Here is a 26,423-nt window from a genome sequence, read left to right on the forward strand (position 1 = left end):
GCCTACCGCCGAAACCGCAGCGTCACCAACTGGAAGGGTCGCAGCGAGAGAGCAACACCGCCGTCGTCGGTGGTTTGGACGCAGTCCGCCGAAACCGGCCGCTCCAACAGGTCCGTGGCAATCACGGAGGAATACTCAAAGCCGGCCGAAAGCACCGTTGAAGCCCTCCCACCGAACGCCTCGTACAGCCGCACCACAACATCACCGCTCCGGTCTTCGGCCAGCTTCACTGCCTCCACCACCACTGCTGGGTTGGAGACCGTCAGGACCGGCTCAACAGTTGAAGACCCCACGCCAGCCACCGTACGCACCGGCAGATTCAACCGATAGCCCTCCGCAACCGCCTCAGGGATACCGGACGACGGCCGCAACGAGAACTCGAAGGTATGCGCTCCCTGGTCAGCCTGCGGATCCGGAAACAGCGGCCCCCGCAACAGCGACGCACGAAGCAGCGTGTGGGGAACACCGGACGGCGACTCCGCCCGGGTGACGTCATAGCCGTACGTCGAATCATTCGCCAGCGACACCCCAAACTCGGGCTCCCCCACGTGGACCCAGCGGTGCGCCACCGTCTCAAACCGCGCAGCATCCCAGGACGTGTTAGTGGCCGTCGGTCGCTGGATATGCCCGAACTGGATCTCCGACGCCGCACGATCAGCCAGCACATCCACCGGGAACGCGAGTTTGAGGAGCTTTTGCTGCTCATGCCAGTCAACCTCGATCGACAGGTTCACCGCGGTGCCGTCAGCACTCAACGAAATCCGCTGAACCAGCCGCGACTTCCCGAACACCCGCTCCACCCGCAACACGGAACCGACCGCATCAACGGACGCCGCCTCGGTCAGCTCGGTGACATTGAACTTGTAATGCTCATCGATATCCCAGGCGTCCCACTGATTCGGCGTATCCCGGAACAGCTGGAACACGTTGGCGCTCGTGCCCGCGGGGATGACTTCCCGCCCGCCGGACGCACTCAAGCCGTCAACCACCAAGGAGGTGAACAACCCGTTCTCATCAACCGTCAGCCGCAGGGATTCGCTTTCCAACACCCACGAGGACCCCTCGCGTGCCGGTTCATAAACAGCCGACGACGACGGCGCCGCACCTCCCAGTGCAGGCACACCCTCCACACGATAGGGGCCGGCATTCAGCGCGGCTGTCGCTGATCCGTCGCCCAGCAGCGCCTCCAACGACGCGCCGATCAGCGACTCCAGCGAAGCCGTAACCGCCGCATAGTTCCGCTCGGCCTCCTCATGGACCCAGGCAATCGAGGATCCCGGCAGGATGTCATGGAACTGCTGCAACAGCACCGTATGCCAGGCGGTTTCCAGCTCGTCATACGGGTACTCGAACCCCGATCGCACGGCAGCAATCGTGCACCACAGCTCCGCCTCACGCAGCAGGTGTTCACACCGGCGGTTGCCCCGCTTGGTTCGCGCCTGCGAGGTGTACGTGCCGCGGTGGAACTCAAGGTACAGCTCACCGGACCATACCGGTGCATCCGGATACTCGGCGGCTGCCTCCGAGAAGAACCGTGCAGGAGAAGACAGCGTCACAGTCGGCGACCCCTCGAGGGAAGCGGCGCGGGCAGCAGCGGCGAGCATCTCCCGGGTGGGTCCGCCACCGCCGTCGCCCCAGCCGAACGGGACCAGCGAGGTGTTGGCGGCGCCCTTCTCCCGGTAGTTCCGCTGGGCGCGGGCAAGATCGGGACCGCTGAGATCCGAGTTGTAGGTGTCCACCGGCGGGAAGTGCGTGAAGACCCTCGTGCCGTCAATGCCCTCCCAGTTGAAGGACGAATGCGGGAACAGGTTCGTCTCGTTCCACGAGATCTTCTGGGTGAGGAAGTACTCCGACCCCGCCGCACGGACAATCTGCGGCAGTGCAGCCGAGTACCCGAAGGAATCCGGCAACCACACCTCCAGCGGCTCCACGCCGAAGTTCTCGAGGAAGAAGCGCTTACCGGCAACAAACTGCCGCGCAAGCGCCTCGCCGCCCGGCATATTGGTATCCGACTCCACCCACATGCCGCCGGCCGGCGCGAACTGCCCGGACCGGACCTTCTCCGCGACCCGCTCGAACAGTTCCGGATAGGACGATTTGAGCCACGCGTACTGCTGCGCCGACGAAGCAGCAAACACAAAGTCCGGATTGCGGTCCATCAGCTCAAGCACGTTGGAGAACGTCCGGGCCACCTTCCGCACGGTCTCGCGGACCGGCCACAGCCAGGCACTGTCGATATGCGCATGCCCCACCGCGTGCAGCCGGTGCGCACTCGCGTGCGCAGGCGCAGCCAGCACCGCAGCAAGACACGCGCGGCCCGCCGATGCTGTCCCGGAGATATCCGTTGGGTCGACGGCGTTGACCGCCTTCTCCAGTGCGCGCAGGATTTCGTGCCGGCGCGGCAGGTCCACGGGCAGCTCATGCATGAGTCCGTTCAGCGTCCAGACATCCTGGCCCAGCTCCCACGCCTCGCGGTCGAACAGCGCCACCTCCGCCCGGCGGAACGTGTACAGCGCATCCGAACCCGCGGTGGACAGCGACCCCAGCGGAGTGGGTTGGTAATCGAACCCGTCAATCACGTTGGGGTTGGACGCCGCCTCAACATAGAACTCGACGGCGGTGCCCGGGGCCGCATCGAGCGGAACCCACATGTTCAGCGGCTCAAGCGCCTTGATCACCCGGCCGTCCGGCGCGTACACCAGTCCCTCGGCCTGAAAGCCCGGCATGATCGTCGAGAATCCGAGGTCGATCACGGCCTCAAGCTGGTGCCCGGAAGAGACAGACCACTCCTCCGGCACGGTCGCGGTGAAGCGGAACCAGGTGGTTCCCCACGGTCGCCCCCACATGGAGCCCACAACGAACGGCTCGAACTGCTCGGCGACGACGGAAGAGAACGGCACCGGTTCTCCCGGCGCCTGCCAGGCGGAAATCTCGAGCGGCACGGAGACCGGCCAGACCGCAGGGGTCAGCCGCTCGGCAAGGAACCGGGCGATTCGCGCCTCGACGAGAAGTCGATTGTCATGCATGAAGCTAACCTTTCAGGGCGCCGGACATGGCAAACGAGCCACCGAACACACGCGAGACGAGGATGTACAGGACAATCACGGGCAGTGCATAGAGGATCGAGAATGCGGCCAGCTGCCCGTACGCGACCGTCCCGAACTGCCCGAAGAACCGGAAAATACTTACCGCTGCGGGCTGGTTTTCCTGCGAGAACAGCAGGATGAACGGCACAAAAAAGTTCCCCCACGCCTGAATGAACACGAAGATGAACACGACGCCGAGTCCCGGCCGCATCAGCGGCACCACAATGTGCCACAGCGCTTTCATGGCGGATGCGCCATCTACCCACGCCGCTTCCTCGAGTGACACCGGCACTGAATCCATGAAGTTCTTGGTCATCCAGATGGCCATCGGCAGGGACGTCGCGGCGAGGAAAAACGTGGTCGCGGCGAGTGAATCCAGCAGGTTCAGCTGCACAAACAGGCTGTACACCGGAACCATGATCGCCGTAATCGGCAGGCAGGTGCCAAACAGCACGGTGTAGAGGAACGGTCGGTTGAACCGGGTGTTGAAGCGGGACAGCGGGTAGGCGGCCAACACTGCGGCAATCACGGTCAGCGCCGCCGATCCACCGGACAGGATGAAGCTGTTCCACAGCGGCACAAACGTCTGTTCCGGCGTCAGAATGGCGGTGAAATTGGCCAGCGAGAAGGACGCCGGCAGGGCAGTCTCGTACGTCGCTTCAGCATCGAAGGACGCCAGCACCAGCCAGCTCAGCGGCACCACGAAACACAGGGCGATCACGGCCAGAACAACACTGGCGCTCCAGCTGGGCGCCCCGCGGCGCAGGCTGCGGGCACCCTGGCGGACGCTGCGGGACCGCTGCGAATCCGGGGGCGCCGCCGTCGTCGTCGTACTGGAAACCGGCCCGCTCATGAGGGTTTCCTCTCGCGCAGCAGGCGGATGTACGCGAGGGAGAACGCGGCGCCGATGATCAGCATGACCACCGCGATCGCCGTGCCGTAGCCGATGTCGCTGTAGCGGAAGGCTTCCTCGTACGCCATGATCGGCAGGGTGGTGCTCCGGTTGGTGGGCCCGCCGGCGGTCATCACGTAGATCAGCGTGAACACGGCGAGGGTCTGCAGCGTAATCAGCATCAGGTTGGTGGCGATGCTGCGCCGAATCATCGGAACCGTGACGAAGACCAGCGTCTTGGCCCCGCCCGCGCCGTCGATCTCCGCGGCCTCCGTAATCTCCTTCGGCACGTCATTGAGCGCCGCCTGGTAGACCATCATCGAGAACGCGGTCCCCCGCCAGATGTTGGCGAGAATAATGGCGAGCATCGGATGCTCAAAGAGCCAGTCCACCGCAGGCAAGCCCGCAAAGCCGGTGATTTGATTCAGCGTCCCGTCCCGGAAGAAGAATGCGTACGCAACAAACGCGGCCACGATTTCCGGCAGTACCCACGCTGCCACCACACATACGCCGACGACGGCGGCAACCGCCTTGTGCGCCCGCTGCATGAGCAGCGCGAGGCCGAGTCCGAGGAAGTTCTGCCCGATCACCGCCGACACCAGCACAAAGACAACGGTGAGCAGCAGTGACTGCGGAAAGAGCGGGTCCGCAAAGAGGGTGGTGTAGTTCTCCAGGCCGATCCACTCGGGGTTCTTCGCGTTGGGGCCGGTCAGGGCGGCGTTGGTGAAGGACCCGTAGAAGGACCAGATGATCGGCCCGGCCAGGAAGATCCCGATGAGGATGATCGCCGGCGCGAGGGGTATGAGCTTCAACGCCGATGCCAGGGAGCGGGAGGCCCGTCCGTTACGCTCCCGCTCCCGGCTGTTGTTCCCGCTGCCGCCGCGGCGCGCGGCGCCGGAGGACGAACCGCGGGAAGTGACCGTGGAGGAGATGGCTACTCCTCGACGACGTTCTCTTCGCCGACGATCGCCGTCAAGGCCTCGTCGTACGTTGCCGCTGCTTCTTCGGGAGTGGCTCCTCCGGTGATGACGGCTTCGGTGGCTTCCTGCACCGCCGTCGAAATCTCGGCATAGTTCGAGGTAGCGGGCCGGTAGTTCGTGACATCAAGCACCGCCGAGACATCCGCCACGAACGGGTTCGCGTCAAGGTACTCGGGCGCTTCGGCGATGTCAGTACGCACAGCAATCTGCGAGCTGTCCACCGTGTACTGCAGGAGGTTCTCCTGGCTCATGGCGGTGGTGAGGAACTCGAACGCCAGGTCCGGATTCTCCGCACCCGCACCGATGGCCAGGGTCCAGCCGCCGGACATGCTCGTCGCTCCCGGCTCCTGGCCGTTCTGGGTGGGGAACGGCGCAACGCCCATCACGTCCGCGTACTCCGGCCACTCGAACATGCCGCCTTCCTGCCAGAACGACGGCGCATAGGAACCTTCCACCGTGGCTGCCATCTGGTTCTCGGGCAGCATGGTGCCGAGGACTACCTGCCACACGTTGGGATCGAGGGCCTCGGCCGGGGTGACGGCGAATTCCTCGTCATAAAGAGTCTTCAGGAACGCCAGTGAATCGACGAAGCCCTGTGATCCGGCGATCCACTTCGATGACTCGTCATCATAGAGACCGCCGCTTTCAGTGCCGTAGAGCAGCTCGTAGAAGCTCTGCATGACGGTGCCTTCACCGGTGCCGGTTCCCGCGTACATGCTGAACGGCCGTGAATCAGGCTGCGCTTCCTTGACGGTACGTGCCATTTCGAGGAGGTCATCCCATGATTCGGGCTGCCAGGGAACCTCGATCCCGGCGTCCTGGAGCACCTGCTTGTTGTACCAGATGACCCGGGTGTCGGTGCCAAGCGGCACCGCGTAGGTGCCGCCGTCGTCCGCCTTTCCTGCTTCCTTTGCGCGCCCATTGAAGGCGTCCCACTCATCCCAGCCGGCTAGGTGCTCGTCGAGGTTGAGCAGGTACCCGGCCTCAACATCGGAGCGGAGGCGAAAGGTGTCCTCATAGAAGACGTCCGGAGCGGTGTCAGGCGAGCGCTGCGAGAGCGCAAGGCGGGTGTTGTAGTCCTCATCAGTGCCCTCGACCGGCTCAAGTTCCACGGTGACGCCCTCGTTGGCGGCCTCGAACTGTTCCTTGGTGGTCTGCATGAGGGTGTCCAGCGGAGAGGCCTCGCCGGCCTTCTGGTAGATGATCCGCAGGGTGTTGTCCGTGGCCTCCTCCTCTCCGCCGCCGCCTGCGCAGCCGCTGAGGACGAGGAGCGCGGCAACCGCCGCTGCTGGGATGGTTCGAGAGGCGCCGCGCATGGTTTCTCCTTTGAAACTTAGGCATCGGGAGACTTCCGATACCGGAAATAGTACATCGAGTGGATTTAACCCACAATCCCCCGGTTGAATGAGCAGGACACGCCCCTCATGGCCAACCAATCAGGGTGTGTCCTGCCAAATCAACGGTGGTGGAAACCAGCCTAGAGCCTGCCGCCTACAGTTCCGCGAGCAACTCCTTCATCTCCTCGATTTCCGCCTCCTGCGTTTCGACGATGTCTTCGGCGAGCGCAATGGCCTCAGGGTTCTCGCCGTTCTCGATTTCCTCCTGTGCCATGTCCACGGCTCCGTTGTGGTGAGCGGTCATGGACTCGAGGAACATGCGCGCTGCCTCCTCGCCCTGGGCGACCTCAAGCTCACCCATCTGGTCCTCGCTCAGCATGCCGTCCATGCCGTCCTCGCCGTCAGCAGATTCCATGTGGTGGCCCTCAACCGGCTCTCCCCAGGCATCGAGCCAGCCTGTCATCGTCTCGATCTCGGGCGCCTGGGCGTCCTTGACCTGGGTGGCCAGCTCGGTGATCTCGGGGCTGAGGCCGTCCTTGGCGAGAACGACGTCACTCATCTGAACCGCCTGCTCATGGTGGGGAATCATCATCTGCGCGAACATGACGTCGGCGTCGTTATGCTCCCCGGACACCTCACTGCCGGATGAGCCGGCTGCCGATTCACCCGGATCGGCAGCCCCACAGCCGGCAAGCATGACGACGGCGGCAACACCGAGCGCTGAAAGGGATAGGTAACGCTTCATGATGGTCTGATCCTTCTGATTCATTGGGTGATGCGGTCTGGGTTGAGGTCGATCCTGCGCAGCAGCTGCGCATTCAGCGCAACCACAATGGTGGAGACGCTCATCAGCACGGCCCCGGCGGCGGGCGAGAGCACGATGCCCGCAAAGGCGAGCACTCCCGCAGCCAGCGGAACGGCGAGGACGTTGTAGCCGGTGGCCCAGACGAGGTTCTGAATCATTTTCCGGTAGCTGGCCCGGGACAGGTCGATCATCGCCAGCACCGAGCGGGGATCATTTCCCGCCAGCACGACGCCGGCAGATTCCATTGCGACGTCGGTGCCCGCACCGATCGCAATCCCCACTTCCGAACGGGCCAGCGCAGGAGCGTCATTCACGCCGTCGCCGACCATGGCCACCTTGAGCCCGCGTGACTGCAGCTCGGCTACCTTGGAGTCTTTATCCTGCGGCAGCACGTCAGCGAAGACCTCATCGATGCCCAACTCGGCACCGACGGCCTCAGCCACCTGGCGCGCGTCTCCGGTGATCATTGCAACCTTGACTCCGCGATCCTGCAGCGCCTTCACGGCCGCCCAGGACTCATCCCGTACCCGATCCTCAAGCCGGAGCGCACCAATGATGGCACCGTCCCGGACCACGTGCAGCACCGAAGCGCCGCGGCCCATCCATTCCTGGACGGCGCCGCTCAGGTCCGGCGGCGTATCGAGGGAGAGTTCCCGGAGCAGGTTGGGGCCGCCGACAGCGATCTGGGAACCGTTGACTTCCGCCTGCACTCCCCGTCCCGTCATTGACGAGAACCCGGCGCCGCGGAAACCGAAGGCTACGGCGTCAGGATTGTCCGCCGCCGCCTGCACAATGGCACGGGCCACCGGGTGCTCGCTGTCGGATTCGGCAGCGCCTGCCAGGGCCAGTAGTTCGGCCTCTGCAACACCGCCGGTGGCGGCGGCAGCGGTCACCGCGTGACGGCCTTCAGTGAGCGTGCCCGTCTTGTCGAACAGCACGACGTCGATGGTCCGCATCCGCTCCAGCGCCATCCGGTTCTTGATCAGTACACCGCTCTTGGCCGCGCGCTCCGTGGAGATGGCAATGACCAGCGGAATCGCCAGGCCGAGGGCGTGCGGGCAGGCGATCACCAGCACGGTCACGGTCCGGATCACCGCGTCATTCGGGCTGCCGAGCAGCAGCCAGGCGATGAACGTGAGGATGCCCGCGATCAGCGCGAAGTAGAACAGCAGCGCCGCCGCACGGTCCGCGAGTGCCTGCGCCTTGGAGGAGGACGCCTGCGCCTCTGCGACCAGGCGCTGGATCCCGGCCAGGGTGGTGTCCGCTCCGACAGCGGTGACGCGCACCCGCACGGCGTTGTCCGTTGCGACTGTGCCGGCAACCACCATCTCGCCGGCAGCGCGGGAGACGGTGCGGGACTCACCGGTGATCATCGACTCATCGAACTCGGCGGCGCCGTCGACGATGTCGCCGTCGGCCGGAACGCGGGCACCGGAGCGGACCAGGACTATATCGCCGTTAGCCAGCGAGCTGACCGGCACAGTTTCGATACCGGCGTCGGTCACTTTGTCCGCCTCATCCGGCAGGAGTGCTGCCAGAGCGTCGAGGGCGCCGGCGGCTGAGCCGAGGGCACGCATTTCCATCCAGTGCCCCAGCAGCATGATCACCACCAGCAGCGCGAGTTCCCACCAGAAATCGAGGTTGAAGTTACCGATCCCAAGCGTGGTGATCCAGGACGCGATGAAGGCAACGCTGATGGCCATGGCAATCAGCAGCATCATGCCGGGCTGACGGGACTTCAGCTCGGAAATGCCACCCTTGAGGAACGGTGCGCCGCCGTAAAAGAAGATGACCGTGCCCAGGATCGGCGAAATCCATAGGGCGCCAGGGAAGTCAGGGAGCGTGTAGCCGACGATCTCGGCGAACATGTGGCTGAACAGGACAACGGGAACGGCCAGGATCAGGCTGATCCAGAACCGGTTCTTGAACATAGCGGTGGAGTGCCCGGCATGCTGGCCATGCGTATGCACTTCGGAATCGGCGTGGGAGGAATGTGTCTGGTTTTCCGGCGTTTCATGGTCCGCGACCTGCGCACCCGCGTGACCTGAAGTCTGGTGTTTCATGATGATTCCCTTCGGCCCTCGAGAAAAGCCTTCCGAGGGACCTGGAAAGTCAGGCGTTGATGGAGGAATGTTTGGCCTGCCGCTGCTCATGAACCGAACGTGGCGACGGCCGCATCGAATGACCTTCAAGGAGTATGCGGCCCGGTAAGCGGGCTCGGACTTCCTGACTCCGGTACCAGTAAATTATACCCCCAGGGGGTATCTGTCAACCCCGGAAGTTTTGCGCACCTACGGCGACTTCCACGGCATGCGAAGTCGCCGGAGGTGCGCAAAAATCAAGGGGGAACTAGCGCGCCAGCATCAACCGCTCAGCGCGCGGACCCAGCGTCCGCTCAAGCATGAGGCAGGCGGCTCCGACGGCCGCAACGTCGTCGCCGATCCCGGTGGAAACCACCTCCACCGGATGGATACTCCGCGCAGCCCGGAAGTCCAATAACGACGACGGCACCACCTCCAGGTACCGGTTCGCCAACGGCGCCCAGAACGGCCCGCCGAAGACCACGCGGTCGACGTCGAGCACGTTGGCGAGGACCGACACAGCGCGGGCCGTGCGCACGGCAGCAGTGGTGATGATGTCGCAGGCGATCCTGTCCCCCGCCTCCGCCGCTGCACACAACCGCACGAGCCCGTCTGCCACATCGCCGCTGCGGTGCCGCTCCGTGCTCAACACGCCGGCGCGCTCGGCTTCGCGCACGAGCGACTGCGGATCACATGTCACCGCAATGCATCCGCGCATCCCGCAGGCGCACTCGGGGCCGTTGGGATCCGTCACGATGTGCCCGATCTCCCCGGCATTGCCTGAGGTTCCGCGCAGCACCTCACCGTCCACCACTATGCCGCTGCCGATACCCGTGCCGATATAGACGAAGACGAAGCTCTGCGTGCTCCCGTGGCCGCCGCCCCAGATCTCCGCAACCGCTGCCGCCGTCACATCCTTCTCGACGAAGACCGGCATCTCGGTGGCCTCCGCGAGCGCATCCCGCAGCGGAACTCGGTGCCAGCCCATCAGGAGGGGAGGGTCGACGACGGCGCCCGCCGGCTGATCGATCGGCCCTGGAGGTGCCACCCCGATTCCCTCGATGCGGGTCTGGTCCACGGATGATTCGGCGAGCAGGGCGCGTACCTCACCGGCAATCGCGTCGATGATCTGGCCCGGCTCGGTGCCAAGCGGCGTATCTCGAACCCGGCGGTGCAGCACCACCCCCATCAGGTCCATCAGCACCACCGTCATCAGCGCAGGGTCCAGGTGCACGCCGACGGCGTACCGGCCGGAGGGATTGATGCGCAGGATGGTCCGCGGCTTGCCCGGTCCGCTGCCGGATTTGCCGGCCTCTACGATCAGTTCCTCGGAGAGCAGGCGCCGGGTGATGTTGGAGACGGCCTGCGGAGACAGCCCGATCAGCTCCACCAGCTCAACCCTGCTCAGGCCCTCGCTGGACCGGCGGACGGCATCGAGAATGACACTCTGGTTGAAGTCCCCCATGCGGGGAAGATTGGTGCCACGGCGCACGATCAGGCCTTTCGTCAGGGCGGCTGATGCACGATCCTACCGTTCCCCGTCAGCGGGACAACCGGCACATCGCTAGACTCGGCAGAACCTGCTGTACCAACGGTCTGCAATTTTGAACACAAGGGGACGAGTCTTGCGCGCAACCAGCGAGATCACTACTGCCGGGGGCACTGCCCTGGTGGTTGACTCGGACATCGACCTGCTCAACCAGATTGCCGGCGGCCTGCGCAGCGCCGGTTTCACCGTCGCCGCGCACAACACAGTCAACCCGGCCATCGAGGCGGCGCGGGAGCTCACGGCTGATGTCGCCGTCGTCGGTGCGGACATTGCACTGGAGTATCTGGCGACCATCGCCAAGGAAGCCGACCACCTGCTGCCGCGGAATATCCCGGTGGTGCTGACAGCGAAGTCGGCCGAGCAGGTGACGTCCCATCCCGAGCTGGCGATGCGCTCCAGCGATTACCTGCTGCTGCCGATTGCCTCCGAGGAGCTGCTGCACCGGGTCAATACCGCGATCCACCGTAACCGGCTTCGCGAAGAACGGCGGAATGAATCGGCGTTCCTGCGGGACCGGGTGCGGCGCATCTCCGACGACATCCGCCAGACCAACGAACCAGCGGACATGGTTGAACTGGCCTTGCAGGGAATCGGTGAAGCACTCGGCGCTGAGGACGTGACCCTTCATACCTTTGACGACGCCCGGGTTTCCTACGGTGGTGCCCGCTGGCAGCGCGGTGTCGGAAGCGCTCAACCGAATGACGTCAGTGAATTACTGGATGAACTGTGGGTGCTCGGGACTGAGCTGTGGCGTACCTCGGGTTCCCTCGCAGTGATCGCCGGGCAGCTCACTGAGGTTCCGGAGACGCTGCCCAAAATTCACGCCAGAATGGAGGGTTTCGACAGCAGCGGCCTGCTGCTGCCGATCGGCGAGGGCGCTACGCCGTTCGGCGTCGTGTGGATCGTCGCTGACCGCGGTGCGCGCAAGTGGTCGGGCGCCGAGATCGCCCTGCTGCAACACCTGCTCGGAAACCTTGCCCACGGGATGATCCAGGGCCAGCTGATCGTCGGCCAGCAGCAGGTGGTGGACAGGCTGCGCGAACTCGATGCGGCCAAGAACGGTTTCGTGGCTACGGTGCACCACGAGCTGCGAACTCCTCTCTCCTCGATCCTCGGGTACGTTGAGCTACTGCAGGACGGCGACGGCGGTGAGCTGCCCGCGCCGGCGGGGAAGATGCTGGAGATCATCGAGCGCAACGGTCAGCGCCTGAGCAGCCTGGTGGAGAACGTCCTTGCGCTGTCAGTGCTCGACGCCGGTACTGAGCTCGGCGACGCGTCGATTGGCCTGGTTCATCTGCTTGAGACGGTCACCGCCGACCTGCTGCCGCTCGCCGCCAGGAAGAACGTCTCGATTCAGGTCCTGCCTACTGATCAGGCGCTGTATGTGAGGGGCATGTGGGCGCTGCTGGAGCGCGCTTTTGTGAATGTGCTGTCCAACGCCGTGAAATTCAGTCCCGACGGCGGGAAGGTCACCGTGAGCCTCGCAACCGAGAACGGGGCAGTGCAGGTGACGGTCGAAGACGCAGGCATGGGTATTCCAGCAGACGAGCTCCCCCAGCTGCTGACCCGCTTCTACCGCGCGACCAACTCGGTGGCCGCAGAGATTCCCGGTACTGGGCTGGGCCTGTCGATAGCTGCCGAAGCGGTGGAACGGCACGGCGGATCGCTTGCCATCCGGTCCGAGCTGGGCGCAGGAACCACGGTGGACATCAAGCTGCCGCGATCATGAAAGGTTCATCCCATGGGTACTGACTCCTTCGAGCGCACGGCCGTGGTGGTGGAGGATGATCCCGACATCCGCGAGCTCCTGGTGCTCACGCTTTCGATGGTGGGGTTCAACATCATCGAAACTGCGAGTGGAAGGGAAGCACTCGCCCTGGTGCGGGAACATAAACCGGACCTGGTGACCCTGGACCTGAACCTGCCGGATCTCGACGGCATGGAGGTCTGCCGCCAGCTGCGGCCGGAGACCGACGCCTACATTGTGATGATCACGGCCCGCGTCGAAGAGATCGAGCGGGTATTGGGCCTGGAGATCGGGGCAGACGACTTCATTATCAAGCCATTTAGTCCGCGCGAGGTGCGGGCGAGGGTTGCGGCGATGTTCCGCCGTCCGCGGTCCTTCGTTGACGGCGGGTCGGGGTCACGGGACGCTGCGTCACGGGAGGCTGTGTCACGGGACGCGGCTGGAACTGAAGCCGCAGCGGGTAGCGCAGTTGACGGCGTCGTCGTTCATGGAAGTCTCTCGGTCGATGTTGAGGGACGGGTGGCGCGGCTTGGCGGTGAGGAGCTGCCGCTGACCAAGATCGAGTTCGATCTGCTCGCAACGCTCATCACCGGAGCCCGCCGGGTGTGGACCAGGGAGACCCTGCTCGAGCGTGTGTGGGGTGAAGGGTGGACGGACGATCATCACCTCGTTGAGGTGCACATCCGGAATCTCCGGAAGAAGCTCGGCGAGGACACCCGGGAGCCCCGGTTCATCAAGACTGTTCGGGGCGTGGGCTACCGGATGATCCCGGTGGACTGACGCCGGTCGACTAATGCTCCGGTCGCTAGTACTGCGCGCAGGCCGACTACGTGCTGGAACAGGTTGGCAGGTTGGTGCGCAGGGCGTCTTCTCCGACGTCGAAAAGATTTTTCCGGTCTGCGGGATCAGGCGGGAAGTTGGTGACTGGGACATAACCGGTGTCCTGTCCTGCTTCAATCCTGACTGCGCTTCCAATGTCACCGGCCTGCGTTTGGGCTTCCGGAACAAAGCAGAGGGCGGTTGCCACGTCCCCCTCGCGAATCATACCCACCATGACGTCTTCGAGGGGCTCCAGGGAAATCAGGACGTCCTGGAGAGCTGAGATCTCCATACTGTTGGGCGCAGGAGCGGAGCTGCTGGGAGCAGGAGTCGAGGCGGACGGGGACTGTGGCTCTGACGATGACGGTGACACCGGGGAGGGTGTCGGTGCGGATGCTGTCGGTGTCTGCCTCTGCGTCGGTGGGGATGTCGGCGAAGTCGAGACAGGCGAAGCCGCACAACCGGCAGCGAGTAAGGCCGCTGAAACCGCAAGGATTCCCGCTGATCTCTGGGTGCTATATCGCGACAACATCTTCACCACGGTATCCCCACAGCGGACGGCATGAATCACGTTCCGGCAACCATTGGATAACTGATCGGCAAGCTCAATCGAGGGTCGCGTCCTCCGGCCCTGACAGCAACATGAGGAACCGCTCGGCTTCACCCACGAGTGCCGGCAGGCAGCTCATTTCGCGGCCGCCGCGGAAGTCGGACAAGCACCGGTCCGCGACGTACTGCAGTCTCGGGGCTCCGACCATGGTGGCGCCAACGTTGAGGCTCAGGAGAGTACCCTCGGCGTCTTCGAGGTTCTTGGAGCTCTTTGACCGAAGATCCGCCTCAAGGTCCCGGATGCGCTTGGGCAGGAGCCGGGCAAAGTTGTCCCGGTAGCGGAGGGCATCGGCGAGAGTCGCCAGTTCCTCACCCAGTTGTGTGATGACTTCGGGACGGTGCACCGGCAGGTTTGCGGGAACACAGTCCTCAAGTGCTTCAGTCGATGCCGCCCGGGCCAGTGCGGGCACACCGGATACTGCCGAGGTTCGTTTGTTCTTCAGCCAGGCCACCGCATTTGCTCCCAACCCGTCAAAGAAGTCGACCTCCGGGCCGGCGAACGGTCCGGTCCGGAGGAGTCTTCCTCCACTGTGACCCATCCAGATCAAGCCACTATGCGCTTTTGGCCGAAGCTTTCCTCAAGAATGGTCAGATCCAGAGCAATCCGAAACCCGCTGCTGTGTTGAACTAGAGTCGTCAGGAATGCGGCGACGTGAAGCTATAGCGTCGTGAAGCTATAGACGAGTCAGCGGGAGCAGAGGGAGGACGCGTAGATGGCCGGCACATCGCCCAAGCGGCCCCCCACCGCGCAGGCCTTCGCCCTCGCTGAGCTGCGCCGCATGATCATCGCCGGTGAAGTCCAGCCCGGCGAGCCGCTGCGGCAGGACGCCCTCGCCGAACGGCTTGGCGTCAGCAGGGTTCCGCTGCGCGAGGCGTTCAAGATCCTCGAGGGCGAGGGGCAGATTGTCTACGAGCCGCATCGCGGGTTCAAAGTTGCCCGGCTCTCCCTCGCGGACCTTCTTGAGACGTACCGCATCCGGCAGCTCCTGGAGACTGAAGCCGCGTACGCCGCCGTGAAACGTGCCGACAGCTCGGTGCTGCAGGCGATGAAAGACGCCGCCCGCGAAGTCGAGGCGGCCAGCGCCGCAGCGGACATCCTGCCCATGACCGAAGCCAACCGCCGGTTCCACTTTGTGCTGCTTTCCGCCTCGGGGATGCCGCGGCTCGACCGGCTCATCCAGGTCCTCTGGGACGCCACTGATACCTACCGGTTTGTCTACTATGGCGTTCCGACCAACCGCCACCTCGTCGAGGAAGAGCACAACCTCATCATCGACGCCTTCGCGGACCGGGACGCCGACCGGCTCGTCAAGCACATGGATGAGCATCGCGACCACGCCGTGGACGCCCTCCGGAAATTCCTCGACGCCAAGTAGGAATCCGGACGAGGTGGTGAGCGATCCGGACTCAAGTTGGAGCAAGTTGGTCCGAAGTGTCTCACCCAAGGCTGGCATACAGGGTATTCCGTCCACCTTTGTCCAGGTTGCTCGCCCCGGCTCAGTAACATGTCACACTCTCGTAACACTCCTCCGAACCCCTCCCGCAACGAAGTTACCTCTGGTAACTTCTCGTGTGTGACCGGGGTTACATTCCGTCCCATTTTTGTATACAATCTCCAATAGCGCTTATTTCGATGACACCAACAACGACGACGCAAAAGGATCGCATTCGTGGAGAACTGGCTAGGACTCACCGATCGGCGCGTGCTGATTGCCGGAGCCGGCGGCATCGGGGAAGCCTGTGCCGCTGCCTTCACCGCAGCTGGTGCCCGCGTGGTCGTCGCCGATATTGACGAGTCACGCCTGACGGCCCACGAGAACGGCCTCACCGCAGACTTCTCCACCGCCGAAGGCTGCGAGAACGCTGTCCAGGCAACGGTCGAAGTACTCGGCGGCATCGACATCCTCCTCCACGCGGTCGGCATGAACCAGCGGGTCCCGGTCCTCGACACTGCGGACGAGGACTGGCAGCGCACCCTCGACATCAACCTCTCGAGCGCCTTCCGCCTCGGCAAGGCCGCGGGCAAGCACATGGTCAGCGCAGGCTGGGGCCGCCAGATCTACTGCTCTTCAGTCTCGGGCCTCCTCGCCCATCCCGATCACGCCCCTTACGCGGCCAGCAAGGGCGGCATCAATCAGATGATGCGCGTCATGGCCCGCGAATGGGCCTCCAGCGGCGTGACCGTCAACGCCATAGCCCCCGGCTACACCGAAACGGATCTCACCCGCACCCACCTGGACAAGCCCGGCGTCCGCGAGCACTACACCTCGCTGGTTCCCGCCGGGCGGCTCGGCAGTGTCGATGACCTCACCGGCCCCGTGCTCTTCCTCGCCTCCGAGCAGGCCTCCTTTGTCACCGGGCATGTCCTCTACGTGGACGGAGGGCGGACCCTTGTCTAACCACTTCCCCCTCCTGAAGCCCGCGGACCTGTCACCGGACCAGCAGGACCTCTACGAGAAGATCACTGCCGGCCCGCGCGCCAACGGTCCGTTCCGGATCATGCACGACGACGGCACCCTCGCCGGCCCGTTCAACGCCCTCCTCTTCGCACCGGCAATCGGCAACGCTGTCCAGGAACTCGGCGCCGCGCTTCGATTCGGCGGCGAACTCCCCGACCGCACCCGGGAACTGGTGATCTGCGCTGTCGCGGCAGCCCTCAATTCCGAGTACGAGTGGTACGCGCACAGCCGGGCGGCCGTCGTCGTCGGCGTTTCAGCGGAGGAACTGAGCCAACTGCAGGCAGGCAGCGTCCCGGCGAGCGTCTCCGACAGCGAGGCTGCCGCCCTCGAACTCACCCGCGAACTGGTGACGGAAGCCGGAGTGAATGAAACCATCCGCGCCACCGCACAGAAGCACTTCGGGCACAGCGGGCTCACCGAAATTTCAGTCCTCGTAGGGTACTACCGCACCCTCGCCGGACTGCTTGCCGTGGCTGACGTCCCAGCCCCGGCTGACACCGCTCCAGAGGAGGGGCACCAGCAGTGAAGATCACACCCATGAAAATCAACACCGCACCAAAAACCCAACACATATCAAGGGAGATATCCATGACCAGCACCACGAACAAGGTCCGCGGATCGCGCATCGCTGCCGCCGTACTCCTTGCACCGGCACTGTTCCTGAGCGCCTGCGGAAGCCCGGCACCCAGCGGAGGAGGTGACGGCGGCGGCGCGGACAGCGGCGAAGGCGGCACCCTGTCCATCGCAACCGGCGGCACCGGCGGCGTCTACTACCCGCTGGGCGGCGGTTTCGCGACCGTCATCCGCGAGAACGTTGAGGGTTACGACGCCACGGTCCAGGAGACCAACGCGTCGGTAGACAACATCCTGCTGCTCGAAAGCGGGGCCGCTGACCTCGCACTTGCCGTGGGCGACGTCGTTGCGGATGCCGTTGAAGGCGTCAATGACTTCGAGGGCAAGGCCCAGGAGATCTGCTCGCTCGGCAACGTCTACAACAACTTCCTGCAGCCCGTCACGGTTGAGGGCACCGGAATCCAGAGTGTCGAGGACATGAAGGGCAAGGTCGTCTCCGTGGGAGCACCGGGTTCGGCTACCGAGGTTGCCGCAATCCGTACCCTGGAGGCAGCCGGACTGGATCCCGAAGCTGACATCGACCGCCGCCAGCTCGGGGTTGCCGAAACAGTGGCAGCCCTGCGTGACGGCACCATCGACGCCGGTTTCTGGTCAGGCGGCCTGCCCACCGGTGCGCTGATCGACCTCGCGGCCGACGGCGACATGGTGATCGTGCCCATCGGAGAGTACGCAGCTCCGATGGCCGAGGAATACGGCGAGTACTACGTCGAGCAGGAAATCCCCGCCGAAACCTACGAGGGACAGACCGAGCCGATCTCCGTGATCGCCTCGCCGAACATCCTTGTTGCTCCGTCCAGCATGGATGAGCAGCTCCAGGAGGACATCACCACCGCCCTCTTCGAAAACAAGGACCAGCTCATCCAGGTGCACCCCGCCGCGGAAGAGATGGACGCCGCCACCGCCGGTGACGTGCCCTTCGTCGAGACCTGCCCAGGCGCCCAGGCGTACTACGACCAGGCCGGCTGAGGCTGACCGGACATGCGTAAGCTCGCCGTCGTCGTTGCCGTGTTGGTGTGCCTTGGCACACTGGCCGGCGTGACCGCCGGAAATGCTGGCCCCACCCAGCGTTTCCTGACAGTGACGAACGACGACGGCGAGCTTGCCCGTGTGCCCCTTGACGGGGGCACCTTCGCGGTGAGCTACCGCAATTCGATCTACCAGACCCTCGCCGAGGAACGCTACGAGGTGCAGCCGGACGGTTCCTACCGCCTGGTGCAGATAGCGGCTGACCAGCTCGCTGTCCTCGAGGAGTACTACGGCGTCCCCGTTGCCCCTACAGCCGCCGGTCCGTCCGACCGACGGAACTACGTTGTACCGCCGAACCCTGAGCGTCCGGTGGTCTTTGACACCCTCTCAATCGCTGCCACCGATCTGGGGCAGCGCACCCTCCACGTCCCCGGAGAGCCGCCGCTGGAACTGTGGCCGCTGGTGGGGAACGCCAATCCGTTTGTTGTGCTAGATATCAAGGAGACCCAATGACCGAGCGACCTGACGGCAACGGAGCCGTAGCTGCGCATAAGTCACCACCGTCCGAGGATCAGCCGCCCGGCGAGAAGCACGGCCATGGGGAGAAACACGGCAAAGGATCCCACCGGGCTGTCCACAGCAGGGTTGCCGACGAAAAGTTCAACGGCTCCCCCGATCCTTACAAGGACACGGACGGCAAGTTCGACGAAGAAGCGCTGATTGCCGAGTTCGAGGCGGAGAAGCCCGCCCGGCACCTCACCGGTACACCGGCAGCCATCATCAAGGCAGTGGGCGTCGCGCTGTCCGTCTTCGGCCTGTACTGGGTGTTCAATCCCATGGCCACCCAGTTCTACCTGCCGGCGTTCCTGATGATCGGCCTGTCGATGACGTTCCTCGTCTACCGCGGCTGGGGCCGGTCGGACAAAGACAAGGCGGCCGGCAAGAGCGACAACCCGCACATTCTGGACTGGGCGCTGGCGATCATCGCCGTCGTCCCGTTTGCCTACATCATTTCCGACTGGGATGCCTTCTTCCGCCGGGCGATCATCCCCACCTACCTCGACCTCATCATGGGCACCATCGCCATCCTCGTGGTGCTGGAAGCCTGCCGGCGGACGGTGGGCATCCTGGTGCCGATCGTCGTGGCCGGGTTCTTCGCCTACGCCTACTTCGGTCCGTATATTCCGGATCCGTTCCAGACGTCGTCGTTCGGGTGGATTCGCCTGGTGGGCCACAACGTGATGGGAACGCAGGGCATTTTCGGAGTTCCAACGGATGTGGCGGCGACGTACATCATCCTGTTCACTATCTACGGCGCCGTGCTGACGGCGTCGGGAGCCACGAAGTTCTTCATCGACCTGTCCTTCTCGGCGTTCGGCCAGTCCAAGTCCGGCCCGGGACGTACTGTCACGCTGGCGGGCTTCCTCCTCGGTACGGTCTCCGGCTCGGGTGTTGCCACCACGGTGACCCTCGGTGGTATTTCCTGGCCGCTGCTGAAAAAGGCCGGCTACCCCAAGGAACACGGTGGTGCAGTCCTGGCTGCTGCCGGCATCGGCGCAATCATGTCTCCCCCGACCCTGGGCGCTGCGGCGTTCATCATTGCCGCCCTGCTGAACGTCTCCTACCTCGAGGTGTTGATCTGGGCGACCATCCCGACCCTCCTCTACTACCTCGGCATCATCCTCGCTATCGAGATGGATGCCCGGAGGTTCAAGACCCAGCCGGTGGACATGGAAACCCAGAAGGCCGGCAAGCTGCTGCTGCGCTTCGGCTACCACTTCAGCTCGCTGATCGCGATCGTGGTGTTCATGGCTACCGGAATGACTCCGTTCCGTGCAGTGGTCTACGCGACAATCCTTGCGTTCCTGCTCAGTTTCCTGGACCGCCAGTCGTGGATGACCCCCAAGCGCATCTGGGATGCGCTGGCCACCGGCGCCACCGGCGCCCTCTCGGTCATCCCGGTGATGGCGGCGGCCGGCCTGATCGTGGGCATCATGACGCTCACCGGGCTGGGCCTGAAGCTCGCGAACATCATTGTGGACTTCGCCGGCGGCAGCCTGTTCCTGACGGCGTTGTTCTCGGCGATCTCGGTGATCCTGCTGGGCCTCGCGGTTCCGGTGACGGCGAGCTTCATCATCTCGTGGGTCATTATTGGCCCGGCGCTGCAGGATGTCGGCGTTCCAGCCTTCGCCGCCGCGATGTTCATCTTCTACTACTCCGTACTCAGCGAAGTGTCCCCTCCGACCGCGCTCTCCCCGTTCGCGGCGTCGGCCATTACCGGCGGCAAGCCGATCAAGACGATGTGGCTCACCTGGCGGTACACGCTCTCCGCGTTCCTGGTTCCGTTCATCTTCGTGCTCACCGGCCCGGGTATCGGCCTGCTGATGCAGGGCGGATTCGGGACCGTGCTCATGGCCCTGGTGGTCTCGACCATCGCCGTAGCGGCCCTGGCCGTGGCAACCGGCGGCTGGATCATGGGCCCGGCCAACTGGCTTGAGCGCCTGCTCATCGGCGTCGGCTCGCTGCCGATGCTGGTGATGGAGCCGATGTACCTGATCGTCGGCGGCGCGCTGATCGCCCTCGGCCTGGTGATGCATGTGGTCCGGATGAAGCGGCACCCGCATGACGATTCGACCACGCCGGAACGTTCAGGAACCGACCGCTCACGGACGGCTGAATCGACCTCGTGAACCTACCGTCCTCCGGGCGGCCTGTAACCACCCTGTTGCAGGCCGTCTCGGTCACTACCACCGGGGTACTGCCGGCGTTCCTTCTGGGCGCGCTGGCGGTGCAGATCCGCGACGACCTCGACCTGGGGCCGGCGCAGATGGGCATCGCAGCAGCAACGCTGTTTGCGGTCTCCGGAACCCTCGCCCGCCCGCTCGGAGGAGTTGTCCAGCGGGTGGGAGCAGGGCGGGGCATGGTCTTCTCGGCCATTCTCGCGACCGTGGCGTTGGCAGGCGCCGGTGCAGCACCGTCATTTCCCGTTTTGGTGGCGGCGCTGTTCATCGGTGGCCTTGCCAACGCCATGGCCCAGCCCTCGGCAAACCTCGGCATTTCCCGCAGCATCGGCAGCAACCGGCTGGGCCTGGCGTTCGGCGTGAAGCAGTCGTCCATCCCAATGGCATCGCTGCTGGGCGGCCTTGCCGTTCCGGGCATAGCCCTGGTGCTCGGCTGGCGATACGCGTTCTTCTTCGGCGCCGGACTGGCGCTGTGCCTGGCGGTCTGGGCCTTCTTCCGCGGTCAGGCACCACTGACAACGACGACGACGGCCGGCCACCCCGAGGACCGCGGCACCCCGCGCGCCGGGCTGGTTGTCCTCACAATCGGCGCCGGCCTCGCTGCTGCGGCCGCCACCTCCTTGGGGGTGTTCCTCGTGGACTCGATGGTGCAGTCCGGGATCGAGCCCAGCACCGCCGGGTTCATCTTCGCGGCAGCCGCGGTAGTGGGCCTCAGCATCCGAATCCTCCTCGGTGCGCTCATGGACAAGATGCCCACCCGCAGCCCCTACGTACTGATCGCCAATCTGCTGGTGGCCGGCGTCGTCGGCTATCTCATGCTCAGTGTCGGCTCCACAGCGCTGATGGTGACCGGCACACTCCTCGCCTACAGCGCAGGCTGGACCTGGCCGGGACTGCTGCACTTCGCCGTCGTGCGCGATAACCGGCAGGCTGCAGCGTCTGCAACCGGTGTTGTGCAGACCGGGCTCTCGCTCGGCGCGGCCGGCGGGCCGCTGCTGTTCGGCCTGCTGGTGAGCGCCACGTCGTATTCCACTGCCTGGGTGGTGGCCGGAGTTGTTGCGTTGGCTGCAGCCATTACGTTCCGCATCGGGCGGAGGATGATTCGCCGCGCACGCGGCGTGTCGGTTTTCACGCTGCGGCGTCCATTTTCGAACCCTGTAAAGGAGACTTCATGACAGCCACACGCTATGCGGTGATCGGCGGCGGCATCCTGGGAACCGCCGTCGCGCGCCGGCTGCTCCAGCAGCAGCCGGACGCATCGGTGACCGTGCTTGAGAAGGAAGATTCGCTTGCCGCCCACCAGACCGGGCGGAACTCGGGCGTGGTCCATGCCGGGCTGTATTACACGCCCGGGTCGCTGAAGGCGAAGCTGTGCCGACGCGGCGTGGAACTGTTGAAGGAGTACTGCGGCGAGCGTAGCCTCGCCTATGACGAGATCGGCAAGGTGCTTGTCGCCCGGGACGCGGTGGAGGAATCGCGGCTGGGTGACATCATGACCCGCGCCCAGGCCAACGGAGTCCCGGGCGTGCGGATCATCAACCGCGCAGAGCTGCGCGAACTTGAGCCGCACGTTGAGGGAGTGGGCGGGCTGCATTCCCCGCACACGGCGATCGTGGACTACGGCGCGGTGACCCGTTCCTTTGCGGAAGACGTGGTCGCGGCCGGAGGCACCGTGCACACGGGATTCGAGGTCACCGGCATCACCCAGCGCGGGAAAGAGACGCTGGTGACCGGGACCCACAACGGCACGGACACCTGGGAGATCTTCGACTCGGTGATTATCTGCGCCGGGCTGCAGGCGGACCGGGTGGCCGGGCTGGCCGGTGACCGTGAGGATCCGAAGATTGTGCCGTTCCGCGGTGAGTACTACCTGCTCAAGCCCGAGAAGCGTTCACTGGTGCAGGGGCTCGTGTACCCGGTGCCGGATCCGCGCTACCCGTTCCTCGGCGTGCACCTGACGCCGCGGACGGACGGCGAGGTCATGGTGGGTCCCAACGCCGTACTGGCGCTGGCCCGTGAGGCTTACGGCTGGGGCACGGTCTCCCCGCGCGACCTCGGGGACGCAGTCGGCTACCCCGGTTTCCGGGCCTTCGCGAAGCAGCACTGGAAGACGGGCGCCGTCGAAATGGTGGGCTCGCTGAGCAAGCGCCGCTTCGTGAACGAGGCACGCAAGTACGTGCCGGAGCTGACCGTCGACGACGTCGTTCCCGGGCCGAGCGGCATCCGCGCCCAGGCGCTGGACCGCGACGGTTCGCTGGTGGACGACTTCCGGATTTCCCACCATGGATCGGTGCTGGCGGTACGGAATGCGCCGTCACCGGCCGCGACCTCCTCGCTCGCCATTGCTGAGCACATTGTTTCGCTTGTCCTTGATTCAGACAGTAAGGAAGTTGCATGACGCACTTGAAGAAGGGGCTCTGGGGTGTGCTGGCCACGCCGTTCACCGGCCCGTCATTCGCCGTCGATACCGAGTCGCTGAAGCGGGAGGTGGAGCTCTACACCCACATTCCGGCCACCGGCATGGTGGTGCTCGGCGTGTTCGGCGAGGGCGGCACGTTGGATACCCGTGAGCAGGCCCTGACCGTCTCAACGGTTGCTGAAGCTGCTGGGGAAACACCGCTGATTGTGGGGTTGTCGGCGCGCAGTACTAACGTCGCGATTGAGCAGGCGCGCACGGCGGTGGAGGCTGCGGGCTCGAACCTCGCCTCGCTCATGGTGCAGGCGAATACACCGAACCCGGACCTGCTCACCGCCCACTTCACCGCAATCCATGAGGCAACCGGCGCGGACATCGTGCTGCAGGACTACCCTGTGGCCTCCGGCGTGAAGATCAGCACCGCGCAGATTCTGGCCGTCGTCGAGCGCTGCCCGTTTATCTCGGCCATCAAGTCCGAGGCACCGCCCACGGCTGCCGCGATTGCCCAGTTGACGCGAGCCACGGAGGTGCCGGTGTTCGGCGGGCTTGGCGGTGTCGGCCTGATCGATGAGCTCGCGGCCGGTGCCGCCGGCGCCATGACCGGCTTCTCCCACCCGGAAGCACTGCAGCTTGCCATTACCGCGAACGACGACGGCGGCTTCCGTGCCGCCCGCGACGTCTTTGCGCCGTGGTTACCGTTGGCGAACTTCGAGGGACAGCCCGGAATTGGGCTGGCCCTGCGCAAGGAGATCCTTCGTAGGCGCGGCATCATCGCCGAAGCCCTGGTCCGCCCACCGGCGCCAACGCTGCCTGCTGAACTGGCCGACATGATCGACGCACACCTCGATGCTGTTAAGGAGCTTGCCTAGATGGAAATGGGTCTCAACGGGAAGAACGTCCTGGTGCCGGGGTCAAGCTCCGGGATCGGGCTGGCCATCGCTCAGGCGCTGGCCGCGGAGGGCGCCAATGTGGTGCTCGCCGCCCGACGCGAGGACGTGGTGCAGGCCGAGGCAGGAAAGCTGCCGTCCGCCGTCGGGATCGGGATTGACCTGAACCAGGACGGCGCACCGGAGCATCTGGTCGCCGAGGCGGAGAAGGCCTTCGGGCCCATCGATGTACTGATCCTCAACAGCGGCGGCCCGCCGCCCGGTGGCGCCGCCGATGTGTCGGATGAGCAGACGCTGGCCGCCGTGAACCAGCTGCTGGTGCAGCACATCCGGCTTGTTTCGTTGGTGCTGCCTGGGATGCGTGAGCGGGGCTGGGGGCGGATTGTCGCCGTCGGCTCTTCCGGTGTGCAGAGTCCGCTGCCCAACCTGGCGCTGTCCAACATCGGCCGTGCCGGGCTCGCCGGGTACCTGAAGACGCTGGCAGGCGAGGTCGCCAAGGACGGTGTCACCGTGAACATGGTGCTGCCGGGCCGGATCGATACCGACCGCGTGGCCTCGCTGGATGCGGGCGCCGCGAAGCGCACCGGCAAAACGCCCGAGGAGGCCCGGGCCTCGTCCGAGGCCACCATCCCCGCCGGAAGGTACGGCAAGCCGGAGGAATTCGGCGCCGTCGTCGCTTTCCTGGCAAGTGAGCCGGCCGCCTATGTGACCGGTGAACAGATCCGCTGCGACGGCGGACTGGTAAGGAGCTACTGATGATGAACCATACTGTGCACTTGTGCTCGATCCGCGAGGGAGCGGAGGAGATTGCCGCCGTAGTACATCCCAGACGCGGGCTCGCACTGGTCCGGGATCTGATTCCCGGCTGGCAGGGCGACGTCCGGGAAATCCTCTCGGAAGAGTTGCTCGACAAACTGGAGTCACTCGTTTCCACCGTCGACGACGGCGCGTTTCGTGATCCGGACTCCATCACCTACGGCGCGCCCTACCGGCACCCGCGGATGCTGTGGGGCATCGGACTGAACTACGTGGAGCACGCCTCGGACCTGTCCGAGGGCGTGCCGGAGGAGCCGGCGTCGTTCATCAAGGGCGACCACACTGTCATCGGCCCGGGCGAGGACATCCCCATCCCGTCGCAGAGCGAGCGGACCACGGCGGAGGGGGAAGTCGCCGTCGTCATCGGGCGGTACTGCCGCAATGTGGAGGTGGAGGACGCGCTGGACTATGTGGCCGGCGTCGTGCCCGTGCTGGATCAGACCGCGGAGGACATCCTGCAGCGGAATCCGCGGTTCCTGACGCGGTCCAAAAACTTTCCCGGTTTCTTCTCGTTCGGGCCGCGGATTGTGCCGCTGGCCGAGGCGGTGGGTGACGGGATGCTCGCGGACATGGAGGTGTCCACGGTGGTGAACGGCGAGGTGCTGCGGACCAATACCGTGGCGCACATGCGGTACAGCCCCGAGTTCCTCATCAGCTTCCACTCAAAGGTGATGCCGCTGTTCCCGGGCGACATCATCTCCACAGGTACGCCGGGCGCGATCCACATCAAGCCCGGGGATGTTGCTGAGGCGCGGGTGGCGCGCGTGGGTACGCTGACCAACCCCGTGATTGCAGGACCTTGAGTTACAAGAGCACCACCATCGAGTGGGCGCTGAGAACGGGTTCCCGGCAGGGAGCACGTAGCCAGCGCCCACTCGATGCACCAAAAGTAAGGAGATGACGATGGGCACGTCAGGATCAGGCCCTCTCGAGGGCGTTCGGGTAGCCGACTTCTCCCGTGTTCTCGCGGGACCCTATGCGTCGATGATGCTCGCCGATTTCGGCGCGGACGTCATCAAGGTGGAGAGCCCTGCCGGGGATGACACCCGTTCCTGGACACCGCCCGTCGACGAGCACGGCGTCGGCACGTACTTCTCGAGCGTGAACCGGAACAAACGCTCGGTGGTGTGTGACCTGCGGACCGACGAGGGGCTGGCGCGCGCTAAGGAGCTGGCGCTGAGCTCGGATGTGATCATCGAGAACTTCCGGCCCGGCGTGATGAAGAAGTTCGGCCTGGACTACGAGACGCTGCACGCCCTCAAGCCTGACCTCATCTACTGCTCCATCACCGGATTCGGTTCGACGGCGGGAGCCCACCTTCCGGGGTATGACCTCCTGGTGCAGGCCGTCGGCGGACTGATGAGCGTGACCGGGTCCCTGGATTCGGAGCCGAGCAAAGTGGGCGTGGCGCTCGTGGACGTGGTGACCGGACAGAACGCGGCGCTCGGGATCCTCGCCGCGCTGCGGCACAAGGATGCGACCGGGCAGGGCCAGCGGATTGACGTGAACCTGCTGTCGTCGTTGCTGGCGGGGCTGGTGAACCAGGCGTCGAGCACTCTGGCCACCGGTGAGGCGCCGCAGCGGATGGGCAACGCGCACC

The 26,423-nt window shown here is 65.0% G+C and carries 24 protein-coding genes; 15 read left to right on the top strand and 9 right to left on the bottom strand.

Translation table 11 applies throughout. The features are described 5' to 3' along the window. Positions 1–2 precede the first annotated feature (2 nt). The 7 genes from P4U43_RS03405 to P4U43_RS03435 all read right to left on the bottom strand — a co-directional run bounded on the left by P4U43_RS03405 (position 3) and on the right by P4U43_RS03435 (position 10,646). Positions 3–3,026, bottom strand: coding sequence for an alpha-mannosidase (locus P4U43_RS03405; protein WP_277357446.1), 3,024 nt, complete (start codon positions 3,024–3,026; stop codon positions 3–5). Positions 3,027–3,030: 4 nt separating this feature from the next. After that, entirely contained in the window at positions 3,031–3,939 is a 909-nt protein-coding gene (locus tag P4U43_RS03410) for a carbohydrate ABC transporter permease (RefSeq protein ID WP_277357447.1), read from the bottom strand. Then, positions 3,936–4,790, bottom strand: coding sequence for a carbohydrate ABC transporter permease (locus tag P4U43_RS03415; RefSeq protein WP_318532998.1), 855 nt, complete (start codon positions 4,788–4,790; stop codon positions 3,936–3,938). Before P4U43_RS03415 ends, P4U43_RS03410 begins: the two co-directional genes overlap by 4 nt. 122 nt (positions 4,791–4,912) lie before the next feature. Further along, entirely contained in the window at positions 4,913–6,274 is a 1,362-nt protein-coding gene (locus P4U43_RS03420) for an extracellular solute-binding protein (RefSeq protein ID WP_277357448.1), read from the bottom strand. A gap of 175 nt (positions 6,275–6,449) precedes the next feature. Then, positions 6,450–7,040 carry a DUF305 domain-containing protein gene (locus P4U43_RS03425; protein ID WP_277357468.1) on the bottom strand — a complete coding sequence of 197 codons (591 nt, stop codon included), beginning with the start codon at positions 7,038–7,040 and terminating at the stop codon, positions 6,450–6,452. Positions 7,041–7,060: 20 nt separating this feature from the next. After that, complete coding sequence (locus tag P4U43_RS03430; protein ID WP_277357469.1) at positions 7,061–9,031, bottom strand: heavy metal translocating P-type ATPase; 1,971 nt, start codon at positions 9,029–9,031, stop codon at positions 7,061–7,063. A gap of 418 nt (positions 9,032–9,449) precedes the next feature. After that, complete coding sequence (locus P4U43_RS03435; protein WP_277357449.1) at positions 9,450–10,646, bottom strand: ROK family protein; 1,197 nt, start codon at positions 10,644–10,646, stop codon at positions 9,450–9,452. Positions 10,647–10,806: 160 nt separating this feature from the next. On the opposite strand from P4U43_RS03435, the gene P4U43_RS03440 reads away from it, so the two are divergent. Both P4U43_RS03440 and P4U43_RS03445 read left to right on the top strand, forming a co-directional pair. Further along, the gene (locus P4U43_RS03440; protein WP_277357450.1) at positions 10,807–12,459 is read left to right on the top strand and encodes a sensor histidine kinase; all 1,653 of its coding nucleotides are present in this window, start codon (positions 10,807–10,809) and stop codon (positions 12,457–12,459) included. Between the two features lie 12 nt (positions 12,460–12,471). Continuing rightward, positions 12,472–13,257, top strand: a complete 786-nt coding sequence (locus tag P4U43_RS03445; protein WP_277357451.1) for a response regulator transcription factor — start codon at positions 12,472–12,474, stop codon at positions 13,255–13,257. Positions 13,258–13,303: 46 nt separating this feature from the next. Here the strand turns inward: P4U43_RS03445 and P4U43_RS03450 are convergent, their stop codons facing one another. Further along, on the bottom strand, positions 13,304–13,588 hold the full coding sequence (locus P4U43_RS03450) for a hypothetical protein (RefSeq protein WP_277357452.1): 285 nt from the start codon (positions 13,586–13,588) through the stop codon (positions 13,304–13,306). A gap of 4 nt (positions 13,589–13,592) precedes the next feature. On the opposite strand from P4U43_RS03450, the gene P4U43_RS03455 reads away from it, so the two are divergent. Beyond that, the gene (locus P4U43_RS03455; protein ID WP_056544625.1) at positions 13,593–13,862 is read left to right on the top strand and encodes a hypothetical protein; all 270 of its coding nucleotides are present in this window, start codon (positions 13,593–13,595) and stop codon (positions 13,860–13,862) included. A gap of 39 nt (positions 13,863–13,901) precedes the next feature. On the opposite strand, the gene P4U43_RS03460 is transcribed toward P4U43_RS03455, so the two are convergent. Then, positions 13,902–14,444 (bottom strand): hypothetical protein, encoded by a 543-nt coding sequence (locus P4U43_RS03460; RefSeq protein WP_277357453.1) that lies wholly within the window; start codon positions 14,442–14,444, stop codon positions 13,902–13,904. Between the two features lie 174 nt (positions 14,445–14,618). On the opposite strand from P4U43_RS03460, the gene P4U43_RS03465 reads away from it, so the two are divergent. From P4U43_RS03465 to P4U43_RS03520, 12 genes are all read left to right on the top strand, one after another. Next, a complete protein-coding gene (locus tag P4U43_RS03465; protein WP_056544631.1) occupies positions 14,619–15,281 on the top strand; it encodes a GntR family transcriptional regulator in 663 nt (220 codons plus the stop codon). A gap of 294 nt (positions 15,282–15,575) precedes the next feature. After that, positions 15,576–16,304 carry an SDR family NAD(P)-dependent oxidoreductase gene (locus P4U43_RS03470; RefSeq protein WP_056544634.1) on the top strand — a complete coding sequence of 243 codons (729 nt, stop codon included), beginning with the start codon at positions 15,576–15,578 and terminating at the stop codon, positions 16,302–16,304. After that, positions 16,297–16,890 (top strand): carboxymuconolactone decarboxylase family protein, encoded by a 594-nt coding sequence (locus tag P4U43_RS03475; RefSeq protein ID WP_277357454.1) that lies wholly within the window; start codon positions 16,297–16,299, stop codon positions 16,888–16,890. The genes P4U43_RS03470 and P4U43_RS03475 overlap by 8 nt, the downstream gene beginning before the upstream one ends. Before the next feature lie 62 nt (positions 16,891–16,952). Next, positions 16,953–17,963, top strand: coding sequence for a TAXI family TRAP transporter solute-binding subunit (locus P4U43_RS03480; RefSeq protein WP_277357455.1), 1,011 nt, complete (start codon positions 16,953–16,955; stop codon positions 17,961–17,963). Between the two features lie 12 nt (positions 17,964–17,975). Then, on the top strand, positions 17,976–18,476 hold the full coding sequence (locus tag P4U43_RS03485; protein ID WP_277357456.1) for a hypothetical protein: 501 nt from the start codon (positions 17,976–17,978) through the stop codon (positions 18,474–18,476). Further along, on the top strand, positions 18,473–20,653 hold the full coding sequence (locus tag P4U43_RS03490) for a TRAP transporter permease (protein WP_277357457.1): 2,181 nt from the start codon (positions 18,473–18,475) through the stop codon (positions 20,651–20,653). The genes P4U43_RS03485 and P4U43_RS03490 overlap by 4 nt, the downstream gene beginning before the upstream one ends. Next, a complete protein-coding gene (locus P4U43_RS03495) occupies positions 20,650–21,879 on the top strand; it encodes an MFS transporter (RefSeq protein ID WP_056544647.1) in 1,230 nt (409 codons plus the stop codon). The genes P4U43_RS03490 and P4U43_RS03495 overlap by 4 nt, the downstream gene beginning before the upstream one ends. Further along, complete coding sequence (gene lhgO, locus P4U43_RS03500) at positions 21,876–23,102, top strand: L-2-hydroxyglutarate oxidase (protein WP_277357458.1); 1,227 nt, start codon at positions 21,876–21,878, stop codon at positions 23,100–23,102. The genes P4U43_RS03495 and lhgO overlap by 4 nt, the downstream gene beginning before the upstream one ends. After that, a complete protein-coding gene (locus tag P4U43_RS03505) occupies positions 23,099–23,989 on the top strand; it encodes a dihydrodipicolinate synthase family protein (RefSeq protein WP_277357459.1) in 891 nt (296 codons plus the stop codon). The genes lhgO and P4U43_RS03505 overlap by 4 nt, the downstream gene beginning before the upstream one ends. Beyond that, the gene (locus tag P4U43_RS03510) at positions 23,990–24,763 is read left to right on the top strand and encodes an SDR family oxidoreductase (protein ID WP_056544655.1); all 774 of its coding nucleotides are present in this window, start codon (positions 23,990–23,992) and stop codon (positions 24,761–24,763) included. It abuts the gene before it with no gap. Beyond that, positions 24,763–25,626: a fumarylacetoacetate hydrolase family protein gene (locus P4U43_RS03515; protein ID WP_277357460.1), complete on the top strand. Its 864-nt coding sequence runs from the start codon at positions 24,763–24,765 to the stop codon at positions 25,624–25,626. Before P4U43_RS03510 ends, P4U43_RS03515 begins: the two co-directional genes overlap by 1 nt. Before the next feature lie 100 nt (positions 25,627–25,726). Further along, a partial coding sequence (locus P4U43_RS03520) for a CaiB/BaiF CoA transferase family protein (RefSeq protein ID WP_277357461.1) occupies positions 25,727–26,423 on the top strand: 697 nt, incomplete at its 3' end.

Origin of the sequence: Arthrobacter vasquezii (genome assembly GCF_029455255.1) — a bacterium.
Classification (GTDB): Bacteria; Actinomycetota; Actinomycetes; order Actinomycetales; family Micrococcaceae; genus Arthrobacter_D; species Arthrobacter_D parietis.

Coding starts and splice junctions, on each gene's coding strand:
- P4U43_RS03405 (WP_277357446.1), bottom strand. CDS start 3,026: ATGCATGACAATCGACTTCTCGTCGAGGCGCGAATCGCCCGGTTCCTT.
- P4U43_RS03410 (WP_277357447.1), bottom strand. CDS start 3,939: ATGAGCGGGCCGGTTTCCAGTACGACGACGACGGCGGCGCCCCCGGAT.
- P4U43_RS03420 (WP_277357448.1), bottom strand. CDS start 6,274: ATGCGCGGCGCCTCTCGAACCATCCCAGCAGCGGCGGTTGCCGCGCTC.
- P4U43_RS03425 (WP_277357468.1), bottom strand. CDS start 7,040: ATGAAGCGTTACCTATCCCTTTCAGCGCTCGGTGTTGCCGCCGTCGTC.
- P4U43_RS03430 (WP_277357469.1), bottom strand. CDS start 9,031: ATGTTCAAGAACCGGTTCTGGATCAGCCTGATCCTGGCCGTTCCCGTT.
- P4U43_RS03435 (WP_277357449.1), bottom strand. CDS start 10,646: ATGGGGGACTTCAACCAGAGTGTCATTCTCGATGCCGTCCGCCGGTCC.
- P4U43_RS03445 (WP_277357451.1), top strand. CDS start 12,472: ATGGGTACTGACTCCTTCGAGCGCACGGCCGTGGTGGTGGAGGATGAT.
- P4U43_RS03450 (WP_277357452.1), bottom strand. CDS start 13,588: ATGGAGATCTCAGCTCTCCAGGACGTCCTGATTTCCCTGGAGCCCCTC.
- P4U43_RS03460 (WP_277357453.1), bottom strand. CDS start 14,444: ATGGGTCACAGTGGAGGAAGACTCCTCCGGACCGGACCGTTCGCCGGC.
- P4U43_RS03465 (WP_056544631.1), top strand. CDS start 14,619: ATGGCCGGCACATCGCCCAAGCGGCCCCCCACCGCGCAGGCCTTCGCC.
- P4U43_RS03480 (WP_277357455.1), top strand. CDS start 16,953: ATGACCAGCACCACGAACAAGGTCCGCGGATCGCGCATCGCTGCCGCC.
- P4U43_RS03485 (WP_277357456.1), top strand. CDS start 17,976: ATGCGTAAGCTCGCCGTCGTCGTTGCCGTGTTGGTGTGCCTTGGCACA.
- P4U43_RS03490 (WP_277357457.1), top strand. CDS start 18,473: ATGACCGAGCGACCTGACGGCAACGGAGCCGTAGCTGCGCATAAGTCA.
- lhgO (WP_277357458.1), top strand. CDS start 21,876: ATGACAGCCACACGCTATGCGGTGATCGGCGGCGGCATCCTGGGAACC.
- P4U43_RS03505 (WP_277357459.1), top strand. CDS start 23,099: ATGACGCACTTGAAGAAGGGGCTCTGGGGTGTGCTGGCCACGCCGTTC.
- P4U43_RS03510 (WP_056544655.1), top strand. CDS start 23,990: ATGGAAATGGGTCTCAACGGGAAGAACGTCCTGGTGCCGGGGTCAAGC.
- P4U43_RS03515 (WP_277357460.1), top strand. CDS start 24,763: ATGATGAACCATACTGTGCACTTGTGCTCGATCCGCGAGGGAGCGGAG.